This window comes from Sulfitobacter sp. G21635-S1 (genome assembly GCF_027213915.1).
Lineage (GTDB): Bacteria > Pseudomonadota > Alphaproteobacteria > Rhodobacterales > Rhodobacteraceae > Sulfitobacter.
Map to the genome: position 1 here is coordinate 1 of NZ_JAPWGV010000027.1, position 20,834 is coordinate 20,834.

Genomic DNA, 20,834 nt, shown 5'->3' on the forward strand with positions numbered 1-20,834 from the left:
GCGCGGCGGATTTTGCCTCTGCCATCCCGGATGTTCGCTTCCAATGATCACATTGCTGCGCTCACATCAGGGCGCCAACGGCAAAATCCGTCTCGCGCGGGTGGGCGACAATAAATGTCAACACGACCTAAGATCCAGGCCCTGGCAACTATTGACGGCGCGACCGTGGCAAGGCACATGGCCAACATGACAAAAACCGCATTGATCACCGGCGCATCGCGCGGCCTGGGTGCCGCGCTGGCAGAGGCGCTTTGCCCCACCCATCACATCATCGCTGTGGGCCGTACCACCGGCGCGCTGGAAGAACTGGATGACCGCATTCAGGCCCGGGGCGGCGCCGCAACCCTGGCCCCGATGGACGTCACCACGGCCGAGGCCATGGCGGTGCTCTGCCGGGGCATTCACGACCGCTGGGGCAAGCTGGACCTGTGGCTGCACTGCGCCATCCACGCCGCCCCCCTTGCCCCCGCCGATCACGTCGATGCAAAGGACATGGAGAAATCCCTTGTCTGCAATGTCACCGCCACCGCCCGGCTGATCACCTTTGTCGCCCCCCTGCTGGGAACATCCGGTCAGGCGGTGTTTTTCGACGATCCGCGCGCGGGCGAAAAGTTCTTTGGTGCCTATGGCGCCTCCAAGGCGGCGCAGATCGCGCTGGCCCGGTCCTGGGCGGCGGAAACGGAAAAGAACGGGCCAAAGGTGCATATCCTGACCCCGGAACCGATGCCCACCGCCACCCGCGCAAGGTTCTTTCCGGGCGAGGACCGCCACAAGCTGGCCGATCCGCAGGCCCAGGCCGCTGCGGTAATCGCGCAACTCTAGGCACCCATCCTTTTTCAATCGGCCTGACCCGTCCTTGCCGCCCGCGCGGCCCTCGCCTATCAAGGGCAAAAGGGCTTTCCATGCGCATTCTCATTACAAACGACGACGGCATCGCCGCACCCGGCCTCAAGGTGCTGGCCCGTATCGCCGCAGAACTGGCCGGAGCAGACGGCGAAGTCTGGACCGTGGCACCGGCATTCGAGCAATCAGGCGTCGGCCATTGCATCAACTACGTCAAACCCACGATGATCAGCGAACTGGGCCCGCGCCGCTATGCCGCCGAAGGCTCACCCGCCGATTGCGTGTTGATCGGCGTTCATGACGTGATGAAGACCGCCCTGCCCGACCTGGTGCTGTCGGGCGTGAACCGGGGCAACAACTCGGCCGAGAACACGCTTTATTCCGGCACCATCGGCGGAGCGATGGAAGCGGCATTGCAGGGCTTTCCCGCCATTGCGCTGTCGCAGTACTTTGGCCCTGCGAACCGTGATCTGGACGACCCTTTCGAGGCGGCAGCGGCCCATGGCGCAGAGGTGATCCGGCGCATTCTTGCGGTCAGCCCGGAGGATCAGGGCGATTACCGGCTGTTCCACAATGTGAATTTCCCGCCGGTTCCGGCCAGTGCCGTCAAGGGGACGCGTCTGGCCCCGCAGGGTCGCCGCCCCGGCGTGGTCTTTGCAACCGAACCGCATCTGGCCCCCTCGGGCCGCCGTTTTTCCTGGATCAAGGGGGGAAACCAGCAGGTCATGACCGCCCCCGGTTCCGATGCGGCGGTGAACCTTGAGGGATATGTATCGGTCACGCCGATGCGGGCCGACCTGACGGCGCATGACATGATGGACAGATTCGCGGGCATCAACACGTGACCGATGAGGAACTGACAGAAGCCGAACGCAAGATGCAGTTCCTCTATGCCCTCCGCTCCAAGGGGGTGACGGATACCCGCGTGCTGAACGCGATGGAAACCGTCGATCGCGGGCCCTTCATCAAGGGGCTGTTTGCGCAACGCGCCTATGAGGACATGCCGCTGCCCATCGCCTGCGGCCAGACCATCAGCCAGCCCTCCGTGGTGGGGCTGATGACCCAGGCGCTTGAGGTCTCGCCCCGCGACAAGGTGCTGGAGATCGGCACCGGATCTGGCTACCAGGCGGCAATCCTGAGCAAGCTGGCGCGCCGGGTCTATACCATCGACCGGCACCGCCGGCTGGTCCACGAGGCGCGGGTGATCTTTGAGCAGATGGACCTCAACAACATCACCGCGATCACGGCGGACGGCAGCTTCGGGCTGACCGAACAGGCCCCCTTTGACCGCATCATCGTGACCGCCGCCGCCGAAGACCCGCCCAGCCCGCTGCTGGCGCAGCTCAAGGTCGGGGGCATCATGGTGCTGCCGGTGGGCCAGTCGGACACCGTTCAGCACCTGATCCGTGTGCGGAAAACCGCTCAGGGCCTTGAATATGACGAAATGAGGGCTGTTCGCTTCGTTCCGTTGCTCGAAGGGTTGGGCAAGGACACATAATTGCGCTATAAGTGCGGCAAATCCCCGGGATTACACGGGGGAGGATACATGAGGACATGCAGATGCGTCATTCATTCATGCGCCGCCCCGTGCGGCTGAGCTTTCTGGCCGGGTCCAGCGCCCTCTTGCTGAGCGCCTGTGCGGACCAGCCACTGGACTTTGACCTGCGCGGGAATCTGGGCAGCTTCACCACGGCACAGGCCGCGACAGCCCCCCTTGCGGACCGGCCCAGCCCGGACAGCCGCGGTGTGATTTCATATCCGAATTACCAGGTCGCGGTGGCCCGGCGCGGCGACACGCTGGCCGATGTGGCCGCGCGCGTGGGGGCCAGCACCTCGCAACTGGCCAGCTACAATGGCATCGACCCCACGGTGCGCCTGCGCAAGGACGAGATCATCGCCCTGCCCAACCGCGTTGCAGAACCATCCGCGGCAACCGGTGCCGCGTCGGGGCGGCCGGTCGATATCTCTTCGCTGGCAGGCGGCGCGATTGACCGCGCGCCTTCGGCACCCGGCGTCCAGACCGCGACGCTTGCACCGGCCTCCCCCGCTCCGGCGGCCACCGCGCAATCCGCCCGGGAACCGATCCGCCACCGCGTTGAACGGGGCGAGACGGCCTATACCGTGGCACGGCTCTATTCCGTTCCGGTCAAGGCGCTGGCAGAATGGAACGGGCTGGGTCCGGATTTCGCGGTGCGCGAAGGTCAGTTCCTGCTGATCCCCGTCCCGCAACAGAATCCGCCAAAACGCAGCACCGCCGGTACTGCAACCCCGGCAGCCGTTCCGGCGCCCGAGACCACCACATTGCCCGGTCAGGGCAGCCCGACACCGACGCCGCCATCCGCCAAGACGGCCCTGCCCGAAGATGACACCGCCAAGCCGCTGCCGCCTGCCGCCACACCGCAAAAGCCGGTCGCGGATGTTGGCAAGACAACCGCCAGCACCTCCAAGGCCAAGATGGCGACCCCGGTTCAGGGCAGCATCATCCGCGGCTATGCCAAGGGCAAGAATGAAGGCATCAACATCAAGGCCGCGGCGGGTGCGCCGGTCATGGCCGCCGATTCAGGCACCGTGGCCGCCATCACCAAAAGCGCCGAAGGCGTGCCGATTGTCGTGGTCCGCCACGAGGGCAACCTGCTGACGGTCTATGCCAATGTGGCCGGCGTCAGCGTCGCAAAGGGCGACAATGTGGCGCGTGGCCAGCAGATCGCCAAGCTGCGCAGCGGTGATGATGCCTATGTTCATTTCGAAGTTCGCAAGGGTTTTGAGAGTGTTGACCCGGCCCCCTACCTGAACTGACCGGCCTGCCGCGCGCCTTTCGGCGCGCGGAAAAACACCTCTGAAATGTCCCGTATTTGCCTTAAATGCCCGGCTTCTGCCGCAAGGCTGCCGCGTTGCGGTATTAGAAACAATCCAACGCAAATTGTTGCGATTGGATATTCCGATGCCCGTCCACTACGGCTACACGAACACGATCTACGGCACCCAGAGCACGATCAACGGCTCCGCGCATAACTATGCCTTTGCGCCGCCCGCAGGCTCTACCTGGCGCTACACCGGGCCGGACACCTATTTCGTGGTCGACGAGAACACCGGCGCAACCCAGTTCAACGGCGACCCCACGAACGAGGTTGTTTCCCCTCAGGAGCGGATCGGCGGATTTGGCCAGCAGACCACAGATGTCGGCGGCACGCCGCGTCAGGTGATCTACGATTATACCTTTACGGTGACCGATGGCACGACAACCTGGCGCGTCGCGGTCATTGATGTCGACCTGAACAACGACAACGATCTGGACGATGCGAACGAGGACGGCTTTTACCTGGTCTTTCCCGACGGCATGCCGCCAGCCGATACCAACCTCACCGCCAGCGGGATCACCGACAACAGCGACCTGATCCCGCACAGCAGCCTTGGCGCCAGCGTGGTATGCTTTGCCAGCGGCACCCTGATCGAAACGGCAAAAGGCCCCGTCGCGGTCGAAGCGCTCTGCCCCGGCCAGCTTGCCCTGACCCGTGACGGCGGGCTGCAACCCATCGCCTGGATCGGCTCGACCACGGTGGCGGCGCTGGGGGACCTGGCCCCGATCGTGATCAGCAAAGGCACATTGGGCAACACCCGCGATCTGGTTCTGTCGCCCCAGCATGCCATCCTGTTGCAGGACTGGCGGGCCGAGCTTCTGTTCGGGCAGGAGGAAGTGCTGGTGCGGGCCAGGGATCTGATCGGCCATGACGGTGTCTACCGGCGTCCCGGCGGCATCGTGACCTATCACCACATCCTGCTCAAAGCGCATCACCTGCTGCGGTCCGAAGGGCTGTGGACCGAAAGCCTCTATCCCGGCGACATGACCCTGCAGGCGGTCAACGGCGCCGCGGGTGCGGAGATCAGAAAGCTGTTTCCCGACCTTGCAGCATATGGCCCCAAGGCCGCCCCCTGCCTGCGCACCTATGAAGCCGGTCTGCTGGCAACCTGAACTCAGGCGACCCGCACGCCCTTGCGGCCCGCGAGGTCGATAAAGTACTGCCAGGCCACCCGGCCCGAACGGGACCCGCGCGTGGCCTGCCATTCAACCGCCTCGGCGCGCAGGGTTTCCGCGTCGATCCTGACCCCGTAAGCATCGCAATAGCCCCGGATCATCGCCAGGTATTGATCCTGGTCGCAGGCGTGGAAACCAAGCCAGAGGCCAAAACGGTCCGACAGGGAAACCTTTTCCTCGACCGCCTCCGCCGGGTTGATGGCGCTGCCGCGTTCGTTTTCGATCATGTCGCGCGGCATCAGGTGGCGGCGGTTGGAGGTGGCGTAAAGCACCACATTGTCCGGCCGCCCTTCGATGCCGCCGTCCAGCACGGCCTTGAGCGACTTGTAATGGGTATCGTCATGGCCAAAGCTGAGGTCGTCGCAGAACAGGATGAACCGTTGCGACGCGCCGCGCAGCAGATTCAGCAGACGCCCCACCGAGGGCAGATCCTCGCGTTGCAACTCAACCATGCGCAGCGCCTCATGTGATGCATGAACATCGGCGTGTATCGCCTTTACAAGGCTCGATTTTCCCATGCCCCGCGCACCCCAGAGCAGGGCGTTGTTCGCAGGCAGGCCAGCCGCGAACTGGCGGGTGTTCGCCAGCAGGGTATCGCGCGACCGGTCCACGCCGATCAGCAGGTTCAAGGGCACGCGGGAGACATGCTCCACCGGTTCCAGCCGGTCAGGCCCGGTGTGCCAGACAAAGGCCGCAGCCGCGTCAAAATCGGGTGTCGGCAGGGGCGCCGGCGCCATGCGTTCCAGCGCCGCCGCGATACGGTCAAGCGGGTCGTCTATCACTTCAGATCGCCCTCATCGTCTTCGGGATCCTGGTCAAATTCCCTGACCAGAGGATCTTCTTCGACGTCGTCGTCGTAATAGCCATCCGCGCGCAATTGTGCCTCGCGCTTGGCCTCTACCCGGCTGACAAGGAAGATCGACACTTCATAAAGCCCATAGACCACGACAAAGAGGATCAGCTGCGTCACCACATCCGGCGGCGTCACCAGTGCCGCCAGCAGCAGGATGCCCACAACCGCGTATTTGCGCACGTTGCGCAGCCCCTCGGTGCTGACCAGCCCGGCCTTGCCCATCAGGGTCAGCAGGACGGGAAGCTGAAAGCACAAGCCAAAGGCCACGATCATTTTCAGCGTGATATCAAGGCTTTCGTTGACCTTGCCGTTAAAGACGATGTCGATGCCCGACTTGCGCGCATCGCCGTCGACCACCATGGCGGTCAGATAGGAAGCAGCATCAGAGAAGCCAAGGAAGAACTGCATCGCCAGCGGCACCACCACGTAATGCGCAAAGGCCGCCCCCAGCAGGAACAACGCGGGCGAGGCAATGAGGAACGGCAGGAAGGCGTTCTTTTCGTTCTTGTAGAGGCCCGGCGCCACGAAACGCCACAATTGGGTGGCGATCACCGGAAAGCTGATTGCAAGCCCGCCCACCATCGAGATGCGGATCAGGGTAAAGAAATACTCCTGCGGGGCGGTGTATTGCATCACCGGGTTCGGATTGCCCAGGTTGCGCATCGTGTGCTCGATCGGCACCAGCAGGAAATCGAGAATCGTGCTGCCGAAGGAAAAGCAGATGATCATGCCCACGATAAAGGCCAGCACGGACCGGATCAGCCGGGTCCGCAGCTCTGCCAGATGTTCGATCAGCGGCGCTGCGCTGTCGTCGATATCGTCGGTGGCGCTCATGGCTTACTCTTTTTTGGCCGCTGTAGCGGCGGGCTTGGCCGCCGATTTCTTCGCGGCGGGCTTCCTGGCGGCGGGTTTCGCGGCAGGTTTGGCTGCCGTTTTTGTCGCGGCCGGCTTTTTGGCGGGTGTTTTCCGGGCCGGGGCCTTTTTCGCAGGTGCCTTCTGTGCGGCCGGCTTGGCGGCTTCCGCCCTGGGGGCGGCCGGGGCGGTCTCGGCTTCCAGCGCATCGGCGCGGGCCAGGGCCTCTGTCGCCTCGCGCTGCTTGCGTTCGGCGGCGGCGCGGGCGGTCTTGGCCTGAATTTTCTTCACATCCTCGGCCCGTTGCGCGGCCAGCTTGCCGGTTTCGCTGTCGGGGTCGATGTCAGCGAGCGATTTGGTCGCCGATTTGACGCCATCCATCGCCGCTCCCAGCGGGTTTGTCGCCGCCTTGAGGGAGGTGTTCAGGTTCGACGAGATTTCGCGCATGCCGCTGCTGTCGGCCGCGTCGTTCATCGCTGTGGTGAATTCGCGCGCCATGCCCTTGGCCTTGCCCACGAACTGCCCCACCTTTCGGAACAACACCGGCAGGTCCTTGGGGCCCACGACGATCAGCGCCACGATGCCCACGACCAACAGCTCGGTCCAGCTCATATCGAACATGGGTGATTACACCTTGTTCTTTTTCGCGCCCTTGTCGGCAACCTTGTCCGTCTTGGGATGCGTGCCGGTGTCGCTGTGGCTGGGCAGGTCCGCGCCATCCAGGTCTTCGACCTGCGTCATCTCGGTCTCGCCTTCGCTGACGCCTTTCTTGAAGCTGGTGATGCCCTTGCCGACTTCACCCATCAGGCTGGAGATCTTGCCGCGCCCGAAAAGCACCAGCACAACCACCGCAATCAGCAAAAGGCCCGGCAGGCCAATATTGTTCAACATCTCGATTCTCCCATCTAAACCGTGGTGCCCCGGAAAGGGGCCATTTGTTCCTGTCTACCGCCCGGCGCAGGCGCCATGAAGGGCGAAAGCGGTGCACGGATGCCGCCGGACCCGCAGAATTGCTCTTTTTCACAGGCGCGGCACCTCAACTGACAGGTTTATGTCAGTTGGACCCTGTCATAGGCAAGCTGTCAATCACCAAGGAGAGCAAGATGACACAAGAACACGTGAGCGAAATCGTTACATTCCGGCTGATCCCCGGCAGCGACGCAGCGGCCTTTACCAGGGCGGCGGCGGATCTGGCCCCGTTTATCGCACGCAGCGGCGGAATGATACGCCGCACCCTGTCGGTGGATGAAACCGGGCTCTGGACCGATCATGTCATCTGGGAGGACTTGGCCGCCGCCCAGCGCGCAGCGCAGGGGATTTCCAAGGCCCCGGAGGCAGCGGCGCTGATGGCGATGATTGCCCCCGGCGAGGTTCAGATGCGGCATGCAAGGATCACCTTGCAGCAGCCCTGACGCGGTGTCAGTCTAGGCCCGATGCGCCGCACGGACCGCCTTTTTGATATCATCCAGATCCTGCGCGACGGGCGGTTGCACCGCGCGCAGGACATCGCCCGCAGGCTTGAGGTGTCAACCCGCACGATCTATCGCGATATGGATACGCTGGTGGCCTCCGGCGTGCCGGTGGCAGGCGAACGCGGCGTCGGCTACATGATCACCGAAGCGATCACCCTGCCGCCGCTCACCCTGACCCCGGCCGAGCTGGAGGCGCTGAACCTTGGCATTGCCGTGGCCACGCAGATTGCCGATGCCGAATTGCAGGCGGCGGCCCTGACCCTGGCCGACAAGATCGACGCGGCGCTGCCGACCCAGACCATCGCCGAGGCGGACGCCTGGAAATTCGCCGTCTACCCCTTTGCCGATGCGACCCATAATTTCACCCATATGCCCGTGGTGCGCGCGGCGATCAAGGCGCGGCAAAAGCTGCGGCTGGTCTATACCTCCAAGGAGGCGATGGTCACCACCCGCACCGTGCGTCCGCTGCATATGGAATACTGGGGCCGCGTCTGGACCCTGACCGCCTGGTGCGAGTTGCGCGAGGGGTTCCGGGTCTTCCGGCTCGACCTGATCGAAAGCGCGGAGGCCCTGCCGGAGTTGTTCGTGGACGAACCGGGCAAGCGGTTGAAAGATTACGAGCCTTGATCCGCACCGCGCGCGCCGCCGGAGTTTTCGAAAACTCCGGTCCGTTTTCTTTGAAGAAAACGGCGTCGCGCGGTTATAGCCGACCGCCAGATCATCCCTTCAGCCGCCAGACCCCGATCTGATCCGGCAGAAACGCCTCCACGCTGGCCTGGGCCATGACGATGGTTTCACCGCCCGCAGGCACGTTCAGCCCGCCAAAGACTGCGCGCACCTCTGCCCGGCCGCGCGGCAGTTTGGCGGTCAGCGCGTCGACATCCACCTTGTCCGGTTCCTGAACGGCGACCGTGACCTGTACACGCATCTCTTCATGCGAGAGCCCCGTCACCGCAAACAGGGGCAGCGAGGAATGGCGCAGCGCGTCTTTGATCGCTCTGGCGCAGGCCTTGGTGTAATCCATGCCGTGCAGGTCGTTGCCCATGCCCATTTCGATGATCACGCGTTGCTCAGCCATCGGCCCGCTCCATGTCAAAGGCGACGGAGAGGGCGACATTCGCCATGATCGTCGGATGGCCATCCCCCTCGGGGCGCGGCACGTCCAGCCCTCCGCGGTGCAGGTTCACCGTGACATGGCCATAGGGAAAGACCGCGCGCAGCGCCCCGGCGTCCACCTTGTCGGGCTGCTGGACGCCCACATCAAGGGTGATGCGCATGTCCTTCTTGTCAAAGCCGAAAAGCTCGGCGAGGTTGATCGAATTGTGCCACAGGGCATCGCGGACCGCGCGGGTCGCGGCCTGGGTGTAATCGCCCCGGCGCAGGGAGGACCCCATGCCGAATTCCACCATCAATGTTTCAGGCATTGCGCCCTCCTGTCACCGGGAAAACAAAACACCTGTCGCGGCGCACGGTTAGCCACATCACCGCCCCCGGCTGCGGCAGGAAGACATTGGGCACCGTCGCCTTCAGACGCAGCCCGCTGTCGTCCAACACAAATTCCACCAGTGATTCATTGCCCATGAAACGGGCGCGTTCGACCACGGCGCGCGCGGCGGTGCCATCCGTCGCGGTGGGGCGCGGCCCCTGGCCCGCGCGGTCAAAGTCGATGCGCAGATGCTGGGGGCGAAAAACGATGTCCACATCGGTGCCATCCGGCACACCGGGGGCCAGGAACTGGCCAAAGGGCGTATCGGCCAGCGCCCCTTCGACCCGTGCGTGCAGCATGTTGGCGTCAGAGAAGACCGCGACCGCCGCGCGGTCCACGGGGCGGGTATAGACGTTGTAGGGCGCGCCCTGCATCACGATCCGACCGCCGCGCATCAGCGCGATTTCATCGGCCATGCGCATCGCCTCGTCCGGCTCATGGGTGACCAGCAGAACGGCAGTGTCCTCTTCCTTGAGGATGCCCAGCGTTTCATCGCGGATGCCGTCGCGCAGCCGGTTGTCGAGACCGGAAAAGGGTTCGTCCATCAGCATGATGCGGGGCCGCGGTGCCAGGGCGCGGGCCAGCGCCACGCGCTGCTGTTCGCCACCCGACAATTGATGCGGAAAACCGTCGATGTAGCGTTTGAGGTCCACCCGCTCCAGCAGTTCCTCGATCCGGGCACGTTTCTCGGCGCGGGTGCCCTTTTTCAGGCCAAAGCCCACGTTATCGGCGACGCTGAGGTGCGGAAACAGGGCAAAGTCCTGAAACATCAGCCCGATTTCCCGCCGCTCGGGCGGCACGCGGAAGGTGGTGTCGCAGATCAGCTTGCCATCCACATGGATCGTGCCGCTGTCCTGCATTTCCACCCCTGCAATCATCCGCAGCGTCGTGGACTTGCCGCAGCCCGACGGACCCAGAAGGCAGGTCACCTGCCCCGGCATGATCTTCAGGGAGACGCCATCAACCACCGGACGGCCATCATAGGACCGTTTGAGGTCTTTGATTTCGAGGCGGGGAACTTCGGCAGTCATGGGTATCCGATTAAATCACTCGGAGATCAGCTATCAGCCCCGCCGGGTCCCCGCAAGCACCGCAGCAAAGCCCATCGCCAGAACGCACAGGCAAATGATCAAAAGCTGCTCGTATTTGTGACCCTCCGGCAGCAGCGCGGCAAAGACAGGCCAGCCCCGGCCAAGATAGGCCAGCGCGCCCAGCATCGCGGCGCCAAATGCCAGAAGGTACGACCAGCGCGCGACCCTGCGGCCCCCGACCAGCGCCACCGCCAGCACCGGGGTCAGGAACATCGACGCGGTGCCGGATACGGCGACGGCATCGAACAGGGTGGCATTGCCCCAAAGCGTCAGCAGCGTGCCTGCCACCATGAAGCCCACCATCACAATGCGCCCGCCCGACAGGCTGCGCGGGGCGATGCGCCATTCCTCGACCATCAGCCGCGCGGCCGAGGCAAGGGCGGAATCCAGCGTGCTGAGCGCGGAGACCAGAAGCGAGATCATCAGTGCCACAAAGACCCAAGGCGGAAACATCACCCCCCAGGTGCCGATCAGCTCGCCCTCATAGGCCGCGCCGGTCAGCCCCGCCTGAATGCCGAAAAAGCCGAAGCCGATGATGCAAAGGGTCGATATCCAGAAGGCATGCAGAAAGGAGGCCCTGGTTGTGGCCTCATCCGCGATAAAGCCACGGTCCATCATCACCGGGTCATGCGCCGGGTAGGAAAAGACCTGCAGCAGCGCGACCGCCAGCAGCACCCAGCCGTTCCAGGGGCCGGAGGTGCCGGGCGCCGTCAGCACCGCAGCGATGGAGAACTCCGGCCCGGTCACAAGCGCCAGAAAGGCCGCGCCAAAGACCGCGAGAAAGACACACATCTGCACCACATCGGTGCGCAGGGCCGCCGACAGCCCGCCCCATGCGGAATAGGCCAGCCCCAGCACCGCAACGACCAGGATCGCCGTGGTGCCGCTGCCTGCGAGTACCGCATCAAAGATCAGGCCGACCACAAGCAGGTTGGCAAAGACTTCGGACAAGAGCCGCAGCGCCACGACCATATTGTAACAGGCGGTGCCGCTGCTGCCGAACCTGTCGCCCAGCCAGTCCTGCATCGACCGCGCCCCGTTGCGGCGCAGGCGCGCGACGATGAAACCGCCGGTCAGGAAGGATCCGTAATAGGCGGCATAGGCCAGCGTGCCCGCAATGCCATAATAATATCCCAGGATCGCGGCGTTCATCAGGGAGCGGGCGAAAATCCAGGTGGTGACCTGGCTCAATACCAGCACCCAGAGGCCCGGTGCGCCACCGCTGGCGGTCTTGCCGCCAAAGAAGCCTTCGACACTGGCGCGCCGGGGAGCGGCCAGAAGACTGGCCAGAAGAAGCGCCGCAAAAAGGGCAATGAGGAGGCTGGATTGCATGAGGGGCGTCCCGATCTGTTCTGTTCAGGGTCAAGTCGTAGATCAGCCACAGCGGCAGGGCGAGACAGCACGACCCAGCTATCCGAAATGTGATGAACTGTGGTCAGGCAGCAGTCAGATCGAACTGTGCCTCCGCCACGTCCACCCCGTTGACCTGCACGATGATCCCATGCTTGCCGGGATGCAGGGTAAAGGTTGTGGCATCGCCCTTGAGCTTATGGGATTTGCGCAGGCTCAGATTTTGCCCCGCCGCGATCTGCGTCGCTTTCAGCTTGAAGACCTTTTCCGCCTCCTTGCCGCCGGGCCGGGCAAAGCGCAGGCGGTAGTCCACCATCACCGGCAGGTCCTGCGGGGCCTCCAGTTGCAGCGAGAAGGCCAGCGCGCCGCCAATGGCGACGCTTTGCGCCTCAAGCGTCAGCTGTGCGGTCACCGGCACATCGCGGCGGTAGCCCAGCAGGTCGAGGGCAGCAGCGTCGCCCTGTTTGATCAGGGTGCGCAGGGCGTGGCGGGTCATCCAGGCCAGTTCCTTGCCGTCCTGCCGGGCCGATTTTTCCCAGCCGAGCAACAGGTTCACCACCCGGTCCGGTTCCTTTTTCGCGATATCATTCAGGTGGTTGGCCACCGATCTTGAGACATAGCGCGTCGGGTCGGCATGCAGCCTGTCCAGCAGCGGCAGGGTCTGATCGCTGGTCAGGGTCACGGCCCGCGCCCAGGGCAGGCGCGGCCTTGTGCCCTCGCTGACCAGACGGCGCACGTGATAATTGTCATCCTCCACCCAGTGCGAAAGCCGGGCCAGCGTTTGCTCGGGCCAGCGGTTCAGGAAGGGGCGGATATAGTATTCCATCGAAAACCGCCGGGTGGCGGCATGGATCAGGTCCAGCGCGCGCTCGCGGTGATTCTCCAGCCCGTGGCGCACCGCCAGTATCCCTGGCACCGCATGGATGAAGCGGCCAAAATCGTCGTCGCGCAGCCTCGGGTCCAGCGGCGGCGGCATCATCGCCTCCAGCTGCTCCGCCATGGTCGGAAAATCGGCGGCCAGATGCGGTTCAAGGCAATCGGCGATCCAGTCGAGCCGCTCCATCAAGGCGCGCTCGGGGAAGCCGGCCAGGGTTTCCTGCTGAAAACGCGCCGCATCGAATCCCGGCAGGCCGGCGGCATATTCCTCCGCCAGCTCCCCGATGCTTTCCGCGTTGAACAGGTGATCTTTCAGCGAAAAAGGTTCTGCCATGGTTACAACCCCATGCCGCAGGTGCGGGTGATCGGGACCAGATCACGGTTCAGGCGAATGCCCGCATCGCGATGGATGCGGGCGGCCAGACCGCCGAATTCACCCGCAGAACCGAGCCGGGCAGCCTCACTTACCGCCTTTTCGACGGCGCGGACGTAGGTCTCAGCGGTCTTACGGCCCCGCCGGCGCTCAAGTTCGCGCAGGGCACAGGCCGAGGCGGCGCGGCGCGCCGGGTTCCAGCGCGCACCGGCGGGATCAGCGCCCATCACCGTGAGCATCCGCGCGTCGATCGCCCCCTGCGCGGCTTCAAGCCGTGGCAGAAGTTCATCTGCCCCGAGGGGCAGCGCCGCCACGCAGAGCGCGGCGGCACAAAGGACAGGTCTGAACATCCGCCAGGCTCCGCTCACATGGTGAGGTTGGTGGCCCCGCCGTCCAGCAGCAGGTTCTGGCCCACGATAAAGCCCGCGTGCTGCGAACACAGGAAGGCACAGGCCGCGCCAAATTCCTGCCGGGTGCCATAACGCCCCGCCGGAATGCCGGAGGCACGCTCCTTGCGGGCTTCCTCCAGCGTGATGCCCTTGGCCTTGACCACGCCTGCGTCGAGCGAATCCGCCCGGTCGGTGGCGTGGATGCCCGGCAACAGGTTGTTGATCGTCACGCCCGAGCCTGCGACCTGCCGCGAGGTGCCCGCGACATAGCCGGTCAGCCCGGTGCGGGCCGAGTTCGACAGGCCCAGCACACCGATCGGCGCGCGCACGGATTGCGAGGTGATGTTGACCACCCTGCCCCAGCCCCGGTCCATCATGCCCGGCACCAGCGCCTTGATCAGGGCGATGGGGGCCAGCATGTTGGCATCCAGCGCCGCGATGAAATCGGAGCGGTTCCAGTCCTTCCACATGCCGGGGGGCGGGCCGCCTGCGTTATTGACCAGAATGTCGATCTCTCCGGCGGCGTCGATCAGGGTTTTCTGCCCTTCCTCGGTCGAGACATCGGCCGCGACGGTGGTGACAGACACGCCGTAGGTGCTGCGCAGCCGCTCAGCCGCCGCCTCCAGCGCCTCGGCGCCGCGTGCGTTCATCACCAGGTTCACACCGGCCTCTGCCAGTGCCTCGGCACAGCCCAGCCCCAGCCCCTTTGACGACGCGCAGACAAGTGCGGTTTTTCCCCTGATCCCCAGATCCATTTGCGATTCCTCCTGATTGGTTGTCAAAGACCTAACATGCCCCGCCGGGGATGCCAGCAAAACACCGCGCGCTTGACCCAAGTGCGACACAATTCTAGCGTAATCCGCTGACCAGATTTCCAATTGACCCGAGGTTCCGATGGCCCGTTCACGCCCTGCTCCTGCCCAGTCCGCCCCGGTTTTCAGGGCCAGCGACATCCGGGCGACAGATGGGGCAAATATGGGCGATACCCTGTCCTTTGCCGCCGAACTGGTGCTGGATGACATCTATGAGCTGCCCTATGGCGTGGCGCCCCTGCGGCTGTCCCTGCTGCCTTCCATGAGCAACCGGTTCACGGTGGCCGAGGACAGCGAAACCGGCACGCCCGGTTCGGCGCTTCATCTGGACAGCGCGCTGATGTTCATGTCGCCTGACGGCCAGACCCAGGAGGCGCTGTTGCTGGTGGAGGTGGATCAGGACGGATCGGCGGTGGAAATCTATCTCTTGCCGATGGCACAATTGCTGCCGCAGGTGGAATACCGTCTGGTGGGGATCGACACCAAGACCCCGCGCCGCAAGTTCGCGCAGGTGGGATGCGTGTCCTTCACCCGCGGCACCCATATCACCCTGGCCAGCGGCGAACAGCGCCTGATTGAGGATCTGGTGGTCGGCGACCGGGTGCTGACCCGTGACGATGGCGTGCAGGCGGTGCGCTGGATCGGAGAGAGCACGGTGCGCGCGGTGGGCGATTTCGCCCCGATCCGCATTGCCGCCGGAACCCTGAACAACGAGAACGACCTGATTGTCAGCCCGGACCACCGCCTGTTCATCTACCAGCGCACGGATGAGGTGGGCGCGGGCCGCTCAGAGCTGCTGGTCAAGGCGCGGCATCTGGTGAACGGCTATACCGTCACCCTGCTGGACGGCGGTTTTGTGGATTATTTCCAGCTTTTGTTCGACAGCCACCAGATCATCTATGCCGAAGGGATCGCGGCCGAGACGATGCTGATCGACACGCGGACCCGGGCCATCCTGCCCGATGATCTGTCACAGGCCATGGGAGAGGTCATCCCCGGCCATTACGACCTGCCCCATGCCGGGCTGGACGTGAACGAGAAACTGCTGAAACGCCCCGACGCCGCAGAACTGCTGCGCAAGGCCTCCACCCGCTGAGCGCGTCGCGACGGACCGCCCGCCGCGCATGAAAAGGGGGCCGGTGACGGCCCCCTGTCGGTGTTGCGGGATCGGGATCAGAAGATGAAGTCGGATGCATCCAGATCGTTGCGGTCGACCCCTTCCAGCAGGATGGTATTGCCACCGCCCGCGTCGATCAGCACGTCCTGCCCGACCTGGGTCGCATGGTTGGTCAGCAGGTCGTTCAGGTCGCGGATCGAGGAGACAAGCCGCAGGTCGATCCGTTCAAAGACGTTGTTGGCGTCAAAATCCCGGATCGTATCCTGGCCGAAGCCGCCACCGAAATCGGCAAAGACAAAGGTGTCGGCGTTGAAGGCACCGACCAGCAGGTCGTTACCGGTGCCGCCGACGATGGTGTCGAAGCCGGCGCCGCCAGTGATCTCGTCGTCACCTGACCCGCCATCGACAAGGTCATTGCCCTGACCGCCGAACAGCCGGTCATTGTCGCCCTGACCATAAAGCCGGTCATTGCCGAGCTGGCCAAAGAGCGCATCGGTCCCGAACCAGCCATAGGCCACATCGTCGTCGTCGCCGCCAAACAGACGGTCAAACCCGTTGCCGCCCAGCAGGGTATCTTCGCCCTGTTGGCCAAAGAGGTTGTCGGCCTGATTGCCCCCGTTCATGAAGTCATTGCCGGAACCGCCATACATCAGGTCGAAGCCGGCACCGCCATCCATGGTGTCATTGCCGGTGTCACCGAAAAGCAGGTCTTCCTGATTGCCGCCTTCGATCACGTCGTTACCGGCACCACCGCGCAGGGTGTCGTTGCCGTTGCCGCCATTGATGATATCATTCCCGCCCGCAGCCGAAACTTCGTCGTTTCCGGCAAAGGCGCTGATGTCATCCGCGCTTTCGCTACCCACGATGAAATCGGAGGTTTCCTCGCCAAACAGGTACAACACGCCGCTGTCGTCGGGTGTTGTCACGTCATCGGCCAGGAAACCGTCGGACAGAAGGATCACCCACATGCCGCCAAAGTTGGCAATGCCCATGGCGTTGTAGTCCAGCCCGATCAGCGCCTGTGACCCGGCGGTCGAGTTGCTGAGATAGGCAAACACCTCTGCCGCCGTGGCACCGGGGTTCCAGGCCGCGAGGATCTGGGTCTGCGACAGGTCGATCCCCGCCGCATCGGCGATGCTGTCCAGCGCGTCCTGATAGCTTTGCCCGTTGGTCAGCATCTCGGCCCAGGTAGCCGCAGCAGCGGCAGACGCCACGCCGAACGGCGCTTCGGCACGGTTGCCGATCCAGTCCACCGCGATCCGGTTGGCAAGGGCCGAGAGCGCCGCGTTGAATGCGTATTCGGTGCCATCGGTCCGTTGCTCGTTGATGTAATCGGCCAGATTGGCCTCTGGCGTCGTCACACCGTCACCGGGCCGCGTGCCCAGTTCCGCGGCAAAGACACCGATATCAAAGAGGTTCGCGGGATTGTCGATGGTGACATTCAGCGCCAGATCGGCAGGTGCTACTACGGTGCCCTGATCGTTGATCTGATGGCCCTGGTTGATCCCGATCGACAGGTAATAGGCCAGCGCGCTGACCGCGGCACCGGAGTTCACCGCCTCGGCGGCATCGGCATAGGTGTCGAGATAGAAGTCGGCGTCAAAGATGTTGGCCGAAATGTCGACATCGCCCGCAACCTCATCAACCCCGATCAGATCGCCCGGCAATGCGCCGCTGTTTTCAAGGTTCGCCTCGTTCAGCAGGTCATCGTACCAGCCGTTCGCCGCATTGCGTACAGAGTTGCTGAGCCCGAAGGTATAGATCAACCCGGTGACGAAGCCGCCCAGGACGCCCGCAATCGGTGTGCCGACAAACGAAACGCCGGCAGTGACGGCACCGGTCGCGGCCATGCCGGTGAACATGTCCACAATCTCGATAAAGGCCTGTCGGGGCGCGTCATTGGAATTGTAGACGTTGTCGATCCGGTTGCCGATGTCCAGCACCAGACCCAGAACGCCAAAGGCCTTGCCGATCTTGCCCAGGATACGTGCCGCGTCGTCGGCATTGTCCATGTTGTCGATGACAAGCTGGAAAATCTCGTATTTCTTGGCGTTGAAGTCAAAGACAAGCGCCCCGGCCACGCTGGCAAAGAGATCGTCGATCAGATCATCCTCGGGCAGGCGCGTCGGCGGGTTCACATCCACGATCACCGAATAGGGTTCGGCATCGGTATAGCCCGGCAGCGCGCTGAGCTGGATGATGTTCACCCCCTGCTCGAAGGTTACGGCCAGTTCGCGCACATCGTTCGGGTTGCTGTTCAGATAGACCCGGATCGTCGCGGTCAGCTGTTCGTTCGCGGTCAGGCGGATGTAATCCTGCGTGTCCACTTCGCTGACGGAATCGGAAAAGAAATATTCGGTATCCGCCTCGATCACGCCAAGGTCGCGGTCGACCCCTGCGGGCACGGTATCCAGCAGTTCGATGGTCGGCGGATCCAGATCCGCAATCGGATCGCCAAAGACCACGGTATCGACAGAAAATCCCGCGTCATCAAAGCTTTCGTCGATGGCGGCCACCGAGGCAATGCCGAGATCAGAGGCAAATTCGAAGGTCAGAACGCCAAGGCCGCTGTTATGCGCGACATGGATGACATTGCCCGCCGCATCGCGGAATTCGATACGGGTGCTGCCGACATTGTCGAAATAGCCGACATCCAGGCTGACGTAGTTTACCGGGTTTTCGAAATACAGGAACACCGGGCCACGGTAACTGGTATTGGCCGCAATGACCGGCGATTGAGGCTGGGCCCCGTCGCTGACGATCTGACCCACTGTCGTAACAGTGTTGTTGTCGAATTCAAATGTCGGGTTGGTCGTGAAGCGCGGTTGCTCTGAAAAGGTGATGGTGGTCAGGACCTCGGGCACTTCCGTGGTCGGATCCTCTGCAAGCTGAGTCTGGGGCATGGTTCTTCCTTAGGTCGTTAAAATATCTGTGTCAGTGCGAATGACGAAATGGATTGGCGGGTAATTCCGGGCGCGCGTGAAAATGGCCAGCTTTGGAAAGGCGCATGGCGCGGCGCTGCCGCAACAACAGGATGAAAAACTCCCCCCGAAACTTCTTGCACAAATGCAATTCCGGGAAGATCACATCCTGCGAAAAATCGCGGGAACTCCCCAGACAATAACCAACCCTATTACCCAGAACCCCGCAATCTTCAGCAACACCGAGGTCTGGGCATTCGACAAACCCTTTTCGCTCATCGCCGCAACGACAAGCAAAAGTCCCGAGGCCAAATACGCGAAAAGAACCAGCTTATCTGCAAAAAACTGCATCGCGGTTCCATCGGGAAAATAGACCGACAGGCACCTCAGTATTGCCAAAACGACCGCGCTGATCAAGAAAAAGTACAGCATAAGACATCTCCCCCCGAGAAAAAATTATCTGGTCAGAGCAATTCTGCCCTGTCAATCACCTGATTTGACAGCACTCCTGCGCGCGCGTCAGCCTTTCAATCGTTCGACAATTGTCTGCGCCGTGACCGCCCCGATGACCGCACCTCCATCAGTTACGTCGAAACAGCTTTCCGCGCCGCCCAACCGGCTGATCAGATCGGCCACCGGCATTTCCGCATCGACCGATGCGTGTTCGCCGGTCCTGGCCGCCCCCATCACGTCGCGCGCGGTCAGCACGCCAAGCGGGTTCATGTTGGCCACGAATTCGGCCACATAGTCGGATGCCGGGTTCGAGAAAATCTCGCGCGGGGTGCCGACCTGCACGATCCGCCCGCCTTCCATGATCGCGATGCGCCCGCCCAGCTTGAAAGCTTCGTCCAGATCGTGGCTGACAAAAATGATCGTGCGTTTCAAATCGCGTTGCAGTTCCAGCAGTTCATCCTGCAGGCGGGTGCGGATCAACGGGTCCAGGGCCGAAAAGGGTTCATCCATCAGCAGGATCGGCGCTTCGGTCACAAAGGCGCGGGCAAGGCCCACGCGCTGCTGCATCCCGCCCGACAGTTCGCCGACCTTGCGATCGGCCCAATCGGACAGGCCCACCAGTGCCAATTGCCTGTCCGCGCGCTCCAGTCTTTCGTCGCGGGGCACCTTTGCCAGTTCCAGCGCCAGCGCCACATTGTCGCGCACGCTGCGCCAGGGCAGCAGGCCGAATTGCTGAAACACCATCGACACGCATTCGCGACGGACCTTGCGCAGGTCGGGTGCCGAACAGCCCTGCACATTGGCCGACCATGCACCGTCATTGACGGTGACAGAGCCGCGCACCACCGGGTTCAGCCCGTTGACCGCGCGCAGCAGCGTCGATTTACCCGAGCCGGAGAGGCCCATCAGCACCAGGATCTCTCCGGTGGCCACGTTGAGCGTACAGTTATGAACGCCCAGCACCTGCCCGGTCGCCGCCTCGATCTCGGACCGGCTTTGGCCCTGGTCCATCAGCGGCAGCGCCTTTTCCGGCTTGTCGCCAAAGACGATGCTCACATTGTCGAATTCTACCGCGTTGCTCATTTGCGTGTCACCCGCAGCATCCGGTCGAGCATGATGGCCACGACAACGATGATCAGCCCGGATTCAAAACCGAGCCCCGTGTTCACCTGGTTGAGCGCCCGCACCACCGGCACCCCGAGGCCATCTGCCCCCACAAGCGCTGCGATCACCACCATCGACAGCGACAGCATGATGGTCTGGTTCAGGCCCGCCATGATCTGCGGCAAGGCATAGGGAAGTTCGATTTTCCAAAGCGTCTGGCTGGGCTTTGCACCAAAGGCCTGGGCCGCCTCAAGCAGCGCCTTGGGCGTGCTTGAAATGCCCAGCTGCGTCAGCCGGATCGGCGCGGGCAGCACAAAGATCACCGTGGCGATCAGCCCCGGCACCATACCGATGCCAAAGAAGACGATGGCCGGGATCAGATAGACGAAGGTGGGCAATGTCTGCATCAGGTCCAGCACCGGCGCCATGAAACGATAAAGCCCGGGACGGTGCGCCGCCGCGATGCCGATGGGCACGCCCACCCCCATGCAGACCACACAGGCCGACAGCACCAGCGTGAGGCTTTCGGTCGTTTCCTCCCAATAGCCCTGGTTCAGGATGAAGAGAAAGCCCACGATGACCAGCGCAGGCACCTTCCAGTTGCGCTGAATGACCCAGGTGAGGGCCGCAAAGACCGCGACGATGATCAGCGGGTTCGGTGTTTGCAGCACCCAGAGGATCGCCTCGATCAGCGTCTCCATCGCCACGGAAAGGCCGTCAAAGAACCAGCCGCCGTTGATCTGCAACCATTCGAACGCGCCTTCGGCCACGTCGTCGATGGGTATCTTGTTGTCGGTCAGCCAATTCAT

Annotated in this window: 23 protein-coding genes; 9 read left to right on the forward strand and 14 right to left on the reverse strand. The window is 63.3% G+C overall.

Annotated features, from left to right (window positions below; all coding sequences use genetic code 11):
* Positions 1-186: 186 nt before the first annotated feature.
* From O4H53_RS21325 to O4H53_RS21345, 5 genes are all read left to right on the forward strand, one after another.
* Positions 187-822, forward strand: coding sequence for an SDR family NAD(P)-dependent oxidoreductase (locus O4H53_RS21325; RefSeq protein ID WP_269367137.1), 636 nt, complete (start codon positions 187-189; stop codon positions 820-822).
* Positions 823-902: 80 nt separating this feature from the next.
* A complete protein-coding gene (gene surE, locus O4H53_RS21330; RefSeq protein ID WP_269366979.1) occupies positions 903-1,688 on the forward strand; it encodes a 5'/3'-nucleotidase SurE in 786 nt (261 codons plus the stop codon).
* A complete protein-coding gene (locus tag O4H53_RS21335; RefSeq protein ID WP_269366981.1) occupies positions 1,685-2,341 on the forward strand; it encodes a protein-L-isoaspartate(D-aspartate) O-methyltransferase in 657 nt (218 codons plus the stop codon). The genes surE and O4H53_RS21335 overlap by 4 nt, the downstream gene beginning before the upstream one ends.
* A gap of 62 nt (positions 2,342-2,403) precedes the next feature.
* On the forward strand, positions 2,404-3,639 hold the full coding sequence (locus O4H53_RS21340; RefSeq protein WP_269366983.1) for a LysM peptidoglycan-binding domain-containing M23 family metallopeptidase: 1,236 nt from the start codon (positions 2,404-2,406) through the stop codon (positions 3,637-3,639).
* A 145-nt stretch (positions 3,640-3,784) separates the two neighbouring features.
* Positions 3,785-4,813, forward strand: a complete 1,029-nt coding sequence (locus O4H53_RS21345; protein ID WP_269366985.1) for a Hint domain-containing protein — start codon at positions 3,785-3,787, stop codon at positions 4,811-4,813.
* A gap of 2 nt (positions 4,814-4,815) precedes the next feature.
* On the opposite strand, the gene O4H53_RS21350 is transcribed toward O4H53_RS21345, so the two are convergent.
* The 4 genes from O4H53_RS21350 to tatA are packed head-to-tail and all read right to left on the reverse strand — an operon-like array spanning position 4,816 to position 7,472.
* Positions 4,816-5,658 (reverse strand): ATP-binding protein, encoded by an 843-nt coding sequence (locus O4H53_RS21350; protein WP_269366987.1) that lies wholly within the window; start codon positions 5,656-5,658, stop codon positions 4,816-4,818.
* Positions 5,655-6,563, reverse strand: coding sequence for a twin-arginine translocase subunit TatC (gene tatC / locus O4H53_RS21355; RefSeq protein ID WP_269366989.1), 909 nt, complete (start codon positions 6,561-6,563; stop codon positions 5,655-5,657). Before tatC ends, O4H53_RS21350 begins: the two co-directional genes overlap by 4 nt.
* Positions 6,564-6,566: 3 nt before the next feature.
* Positions 6,567-7,202 carry a Sec-independent protein translocase protein TatB gene (gene tatB / locus O4H53_RS21360; RefSeq protein ID WP_269366992.1) on the reverse strand — a complete coding sequence of 212 codons (636 nt, stop codon included), beginning with the start codon at positions 7,200-7,202 and terminating at the stop codon, positions 6,567-6,569.
* Between the two features lie 6 nt (positions 7,203-7,208).
* Positions 7,209-7,472, reverse strand: coding sequence for a twin-arginine translocase TatA/TatE family subunit (gene tatA / locus O4H53_RS21365; protein WP_269366993.1), 264 nt, complete (start codon positions 7,470-7,472; stop codon positions 7,209-7,211).
* 212 nt (positions 7,473-7,684) lie between these two features.
* On the opposite strand from tatA, the gene O4H53_RS21370 reads away from it, so the two are divergent.
* Both O4H53_RS21370 and O4H53_RS21375 read left to right on the forward strand, forming a co-directional pair.
* Entirely contained in the window at positions 7,685-7,993 is a 309-nt protein-coding gene (locus tag O4H53_RS21370; RefSeq protein WP_269366996.1) for a hypothetical protein, read from the forward strand.
* A 21-nt stretch (positions 7,994-8,014) separates the two neighbouring features.
* Positions 8,015-8,680: a helix-turn-helix transcriptional regulator gene (locus O4H53_RS21375; protein ID WP_269366998.1), complete on the forward strand. Its 666-nt coding sequence runs from the start codon at positions 8,015-8,017 to the stop codon at positions 8,678-8,680.
* 91 nt (positions 8,681-8,771) lie between these two features.
* On the opposite strand, the gene O4H53_RS21380 is transcribed toward O4H53_RS21375, so the two are convergent.
* The 7 genes from O4H53_RS21380 to O4H53_RS21410 all read right to left on the reverse strand — a co-directional run bounded on the left by O4H53_RS21380 (position 8,772) and on the right by O4H53_RS21410 (position 14,373).
* Positions 8,772-9,131, reverse strand: coding sequence for a Lin0512 family protein (locus O4H53_RS21380; protein WP_269366999.1), 360 nt, complete (start codon positions 9,129-9,131; stop codon positions 8,772-8,774).
* Positions 9,124-9,477 carry a Lin0512 family protein gene (locus tag O4H53_RS21385; RefSeq protein WP_269367001.1) on the reverse strand — a complete coding sequence of 118 codons (354 nt, stop codon included), beginning with the start codon at positions 9,475-9,477 and terminating at the stop codon, positions 9,124-9,126. The genes O4H53_RS21380 and O4H53_RS21385 overlap by 8 nt, the downstream gene beginning before the upstream one ends.
* Entirely contained in the window at positions 9,470-10,570 is a 1,101-nt protein-coding gene (locus O4H53_RS21390; RefSeq protein ID WP_269367004.1) for an ABC transporter ATP-binding protein, read from the reverse strand. The genes O4H53_RS21385 and O4H53_RS21390 overlap by 8 nt, the downstream gene beginning before the upstream one ends.
* Positions 10,571-10,603: 33 nt before the next feature.
* The gene (locus O4H53_RS21395) at positions 10,604-11,962 is read right to left on the reverse strand and encodes a sodium:proline symporter (RefSeq protein WP_269367006.1); all 1,359 of its coding nucleotides are present in this window, start codon (positions 11,960-11,962) and stop codon (positions 10,604-10,606) included.
* A gap of 103 nt (positions 11,963-12,065) precedes the next feature.
* Positions 12,066-13,190 (reverse strand): DNA alkylation repair protein, encoded by a 1,125-nt coding sequence (locus O4H53_RS21400; RefSeq protein ID WP_269367008.1) that lies wholly within the window; start codon positions 13,188-13,190, stop codon positions 12,066-12,068.
* Positions 13,191-13,192: 2 nt separating this feature from the next.
* Complete coding sequence (locus tag O4H53_RS21405; RefSeq protein ID WP_269367010.1) at positions 13,193-13,579, reverse strand: hypothetical protein; 387 nt, start codon at positions 13,577-13,579, stop codon at positions 13,193-13,195.
* Between the two features lie 14 nt (positions 13,580-13,593).
* On the reverse strand, positions 13,594-14,373 hold the full coding sequence (locus O4H53_RS21410; protein ID WP_269367012.1) for an SDR family oxidoreductase: 780 nt from the start codon (positions 14,371-14,373) through the stop codon (positions 13,594-13,596).
* A gap of 139 nt (positions 14,374-14,512) precedes the next feature.
* On the opposite strand from O4H53_RS21410, the gene O4H53_RS21415 reads away from it, so the two are divergent.
* Positions 14,513-15,526 carry a Hint domain-containing protein gene (locus tag O4H53_RS21415; RefSeq protein ID WP_269367014.1) on the forward strand — a complete coding sequence of 338 codons (1,014 nt, stop codon included), beginning with the start codon at positions 14,513-14,515 and terminating at the stop codon, positions 15,524-15,526.
* Positions 15,527-15,603: 77 nt separating this feature from the next.
* Here the strand turns inward: O4H53_RS21415 and O4H53_RS21420 are convergent, their stop codons facing one another.
* Positions 15,604-18,450, reverse strand: a complete 2,847-nt coding sequence (locus O4H53_RS21420) for a calcium-binding protein (protein WP_269367016.1) — start codon at positions 18,448-18,450, stop codon at positions 15,604-15,606.
* A gap of 76 nt (positions 18,451-18,526) precedes the next feature.
* Here O4H53_RS21420 and O4H53_RS21425 point away from each other — a divergent pair, with 76 nt between their 5' ends.
* Positions 18,527-18,841: a hypothetical protein gene (locus O4H53_RS21425; protein WP_269367018.1), complete on the forward strand. Its 315-nt coding sequence runs from the start codon at positions 18,527-18,529 to the stop codon at positions 18,839-18,841.
* Positions 18,842-18,987: 146 nt separating this feature from the next.
* Here O4H53_RS21425 and choV read toward each other — a convergent pair whose 3' ends face one another.
* The gene (gene choV, locus O4H53_RS21430; RefSeq protein WP_269367020.1) at positions 18,988-20,004 is read right to left on the reverse strand and encodes a choline ABC transporter ATP-binding protein; all 1,017 of its coding nucleotides are present in this window, start codon (positions 20,002-20,004) and stop codon (positions 18,988-18,990) included.
* Entirely contained in the window at positions 20,001-20,834 is an 834-nt protein-coding gene (gene choW / locus O4H53_RS21435) for a choline ABC transporter permease subunit (protein ID WP_269367022.1), read from the reverse strand. Before choW ends, choV begins: the two co-directional genes overlap by 4 nt.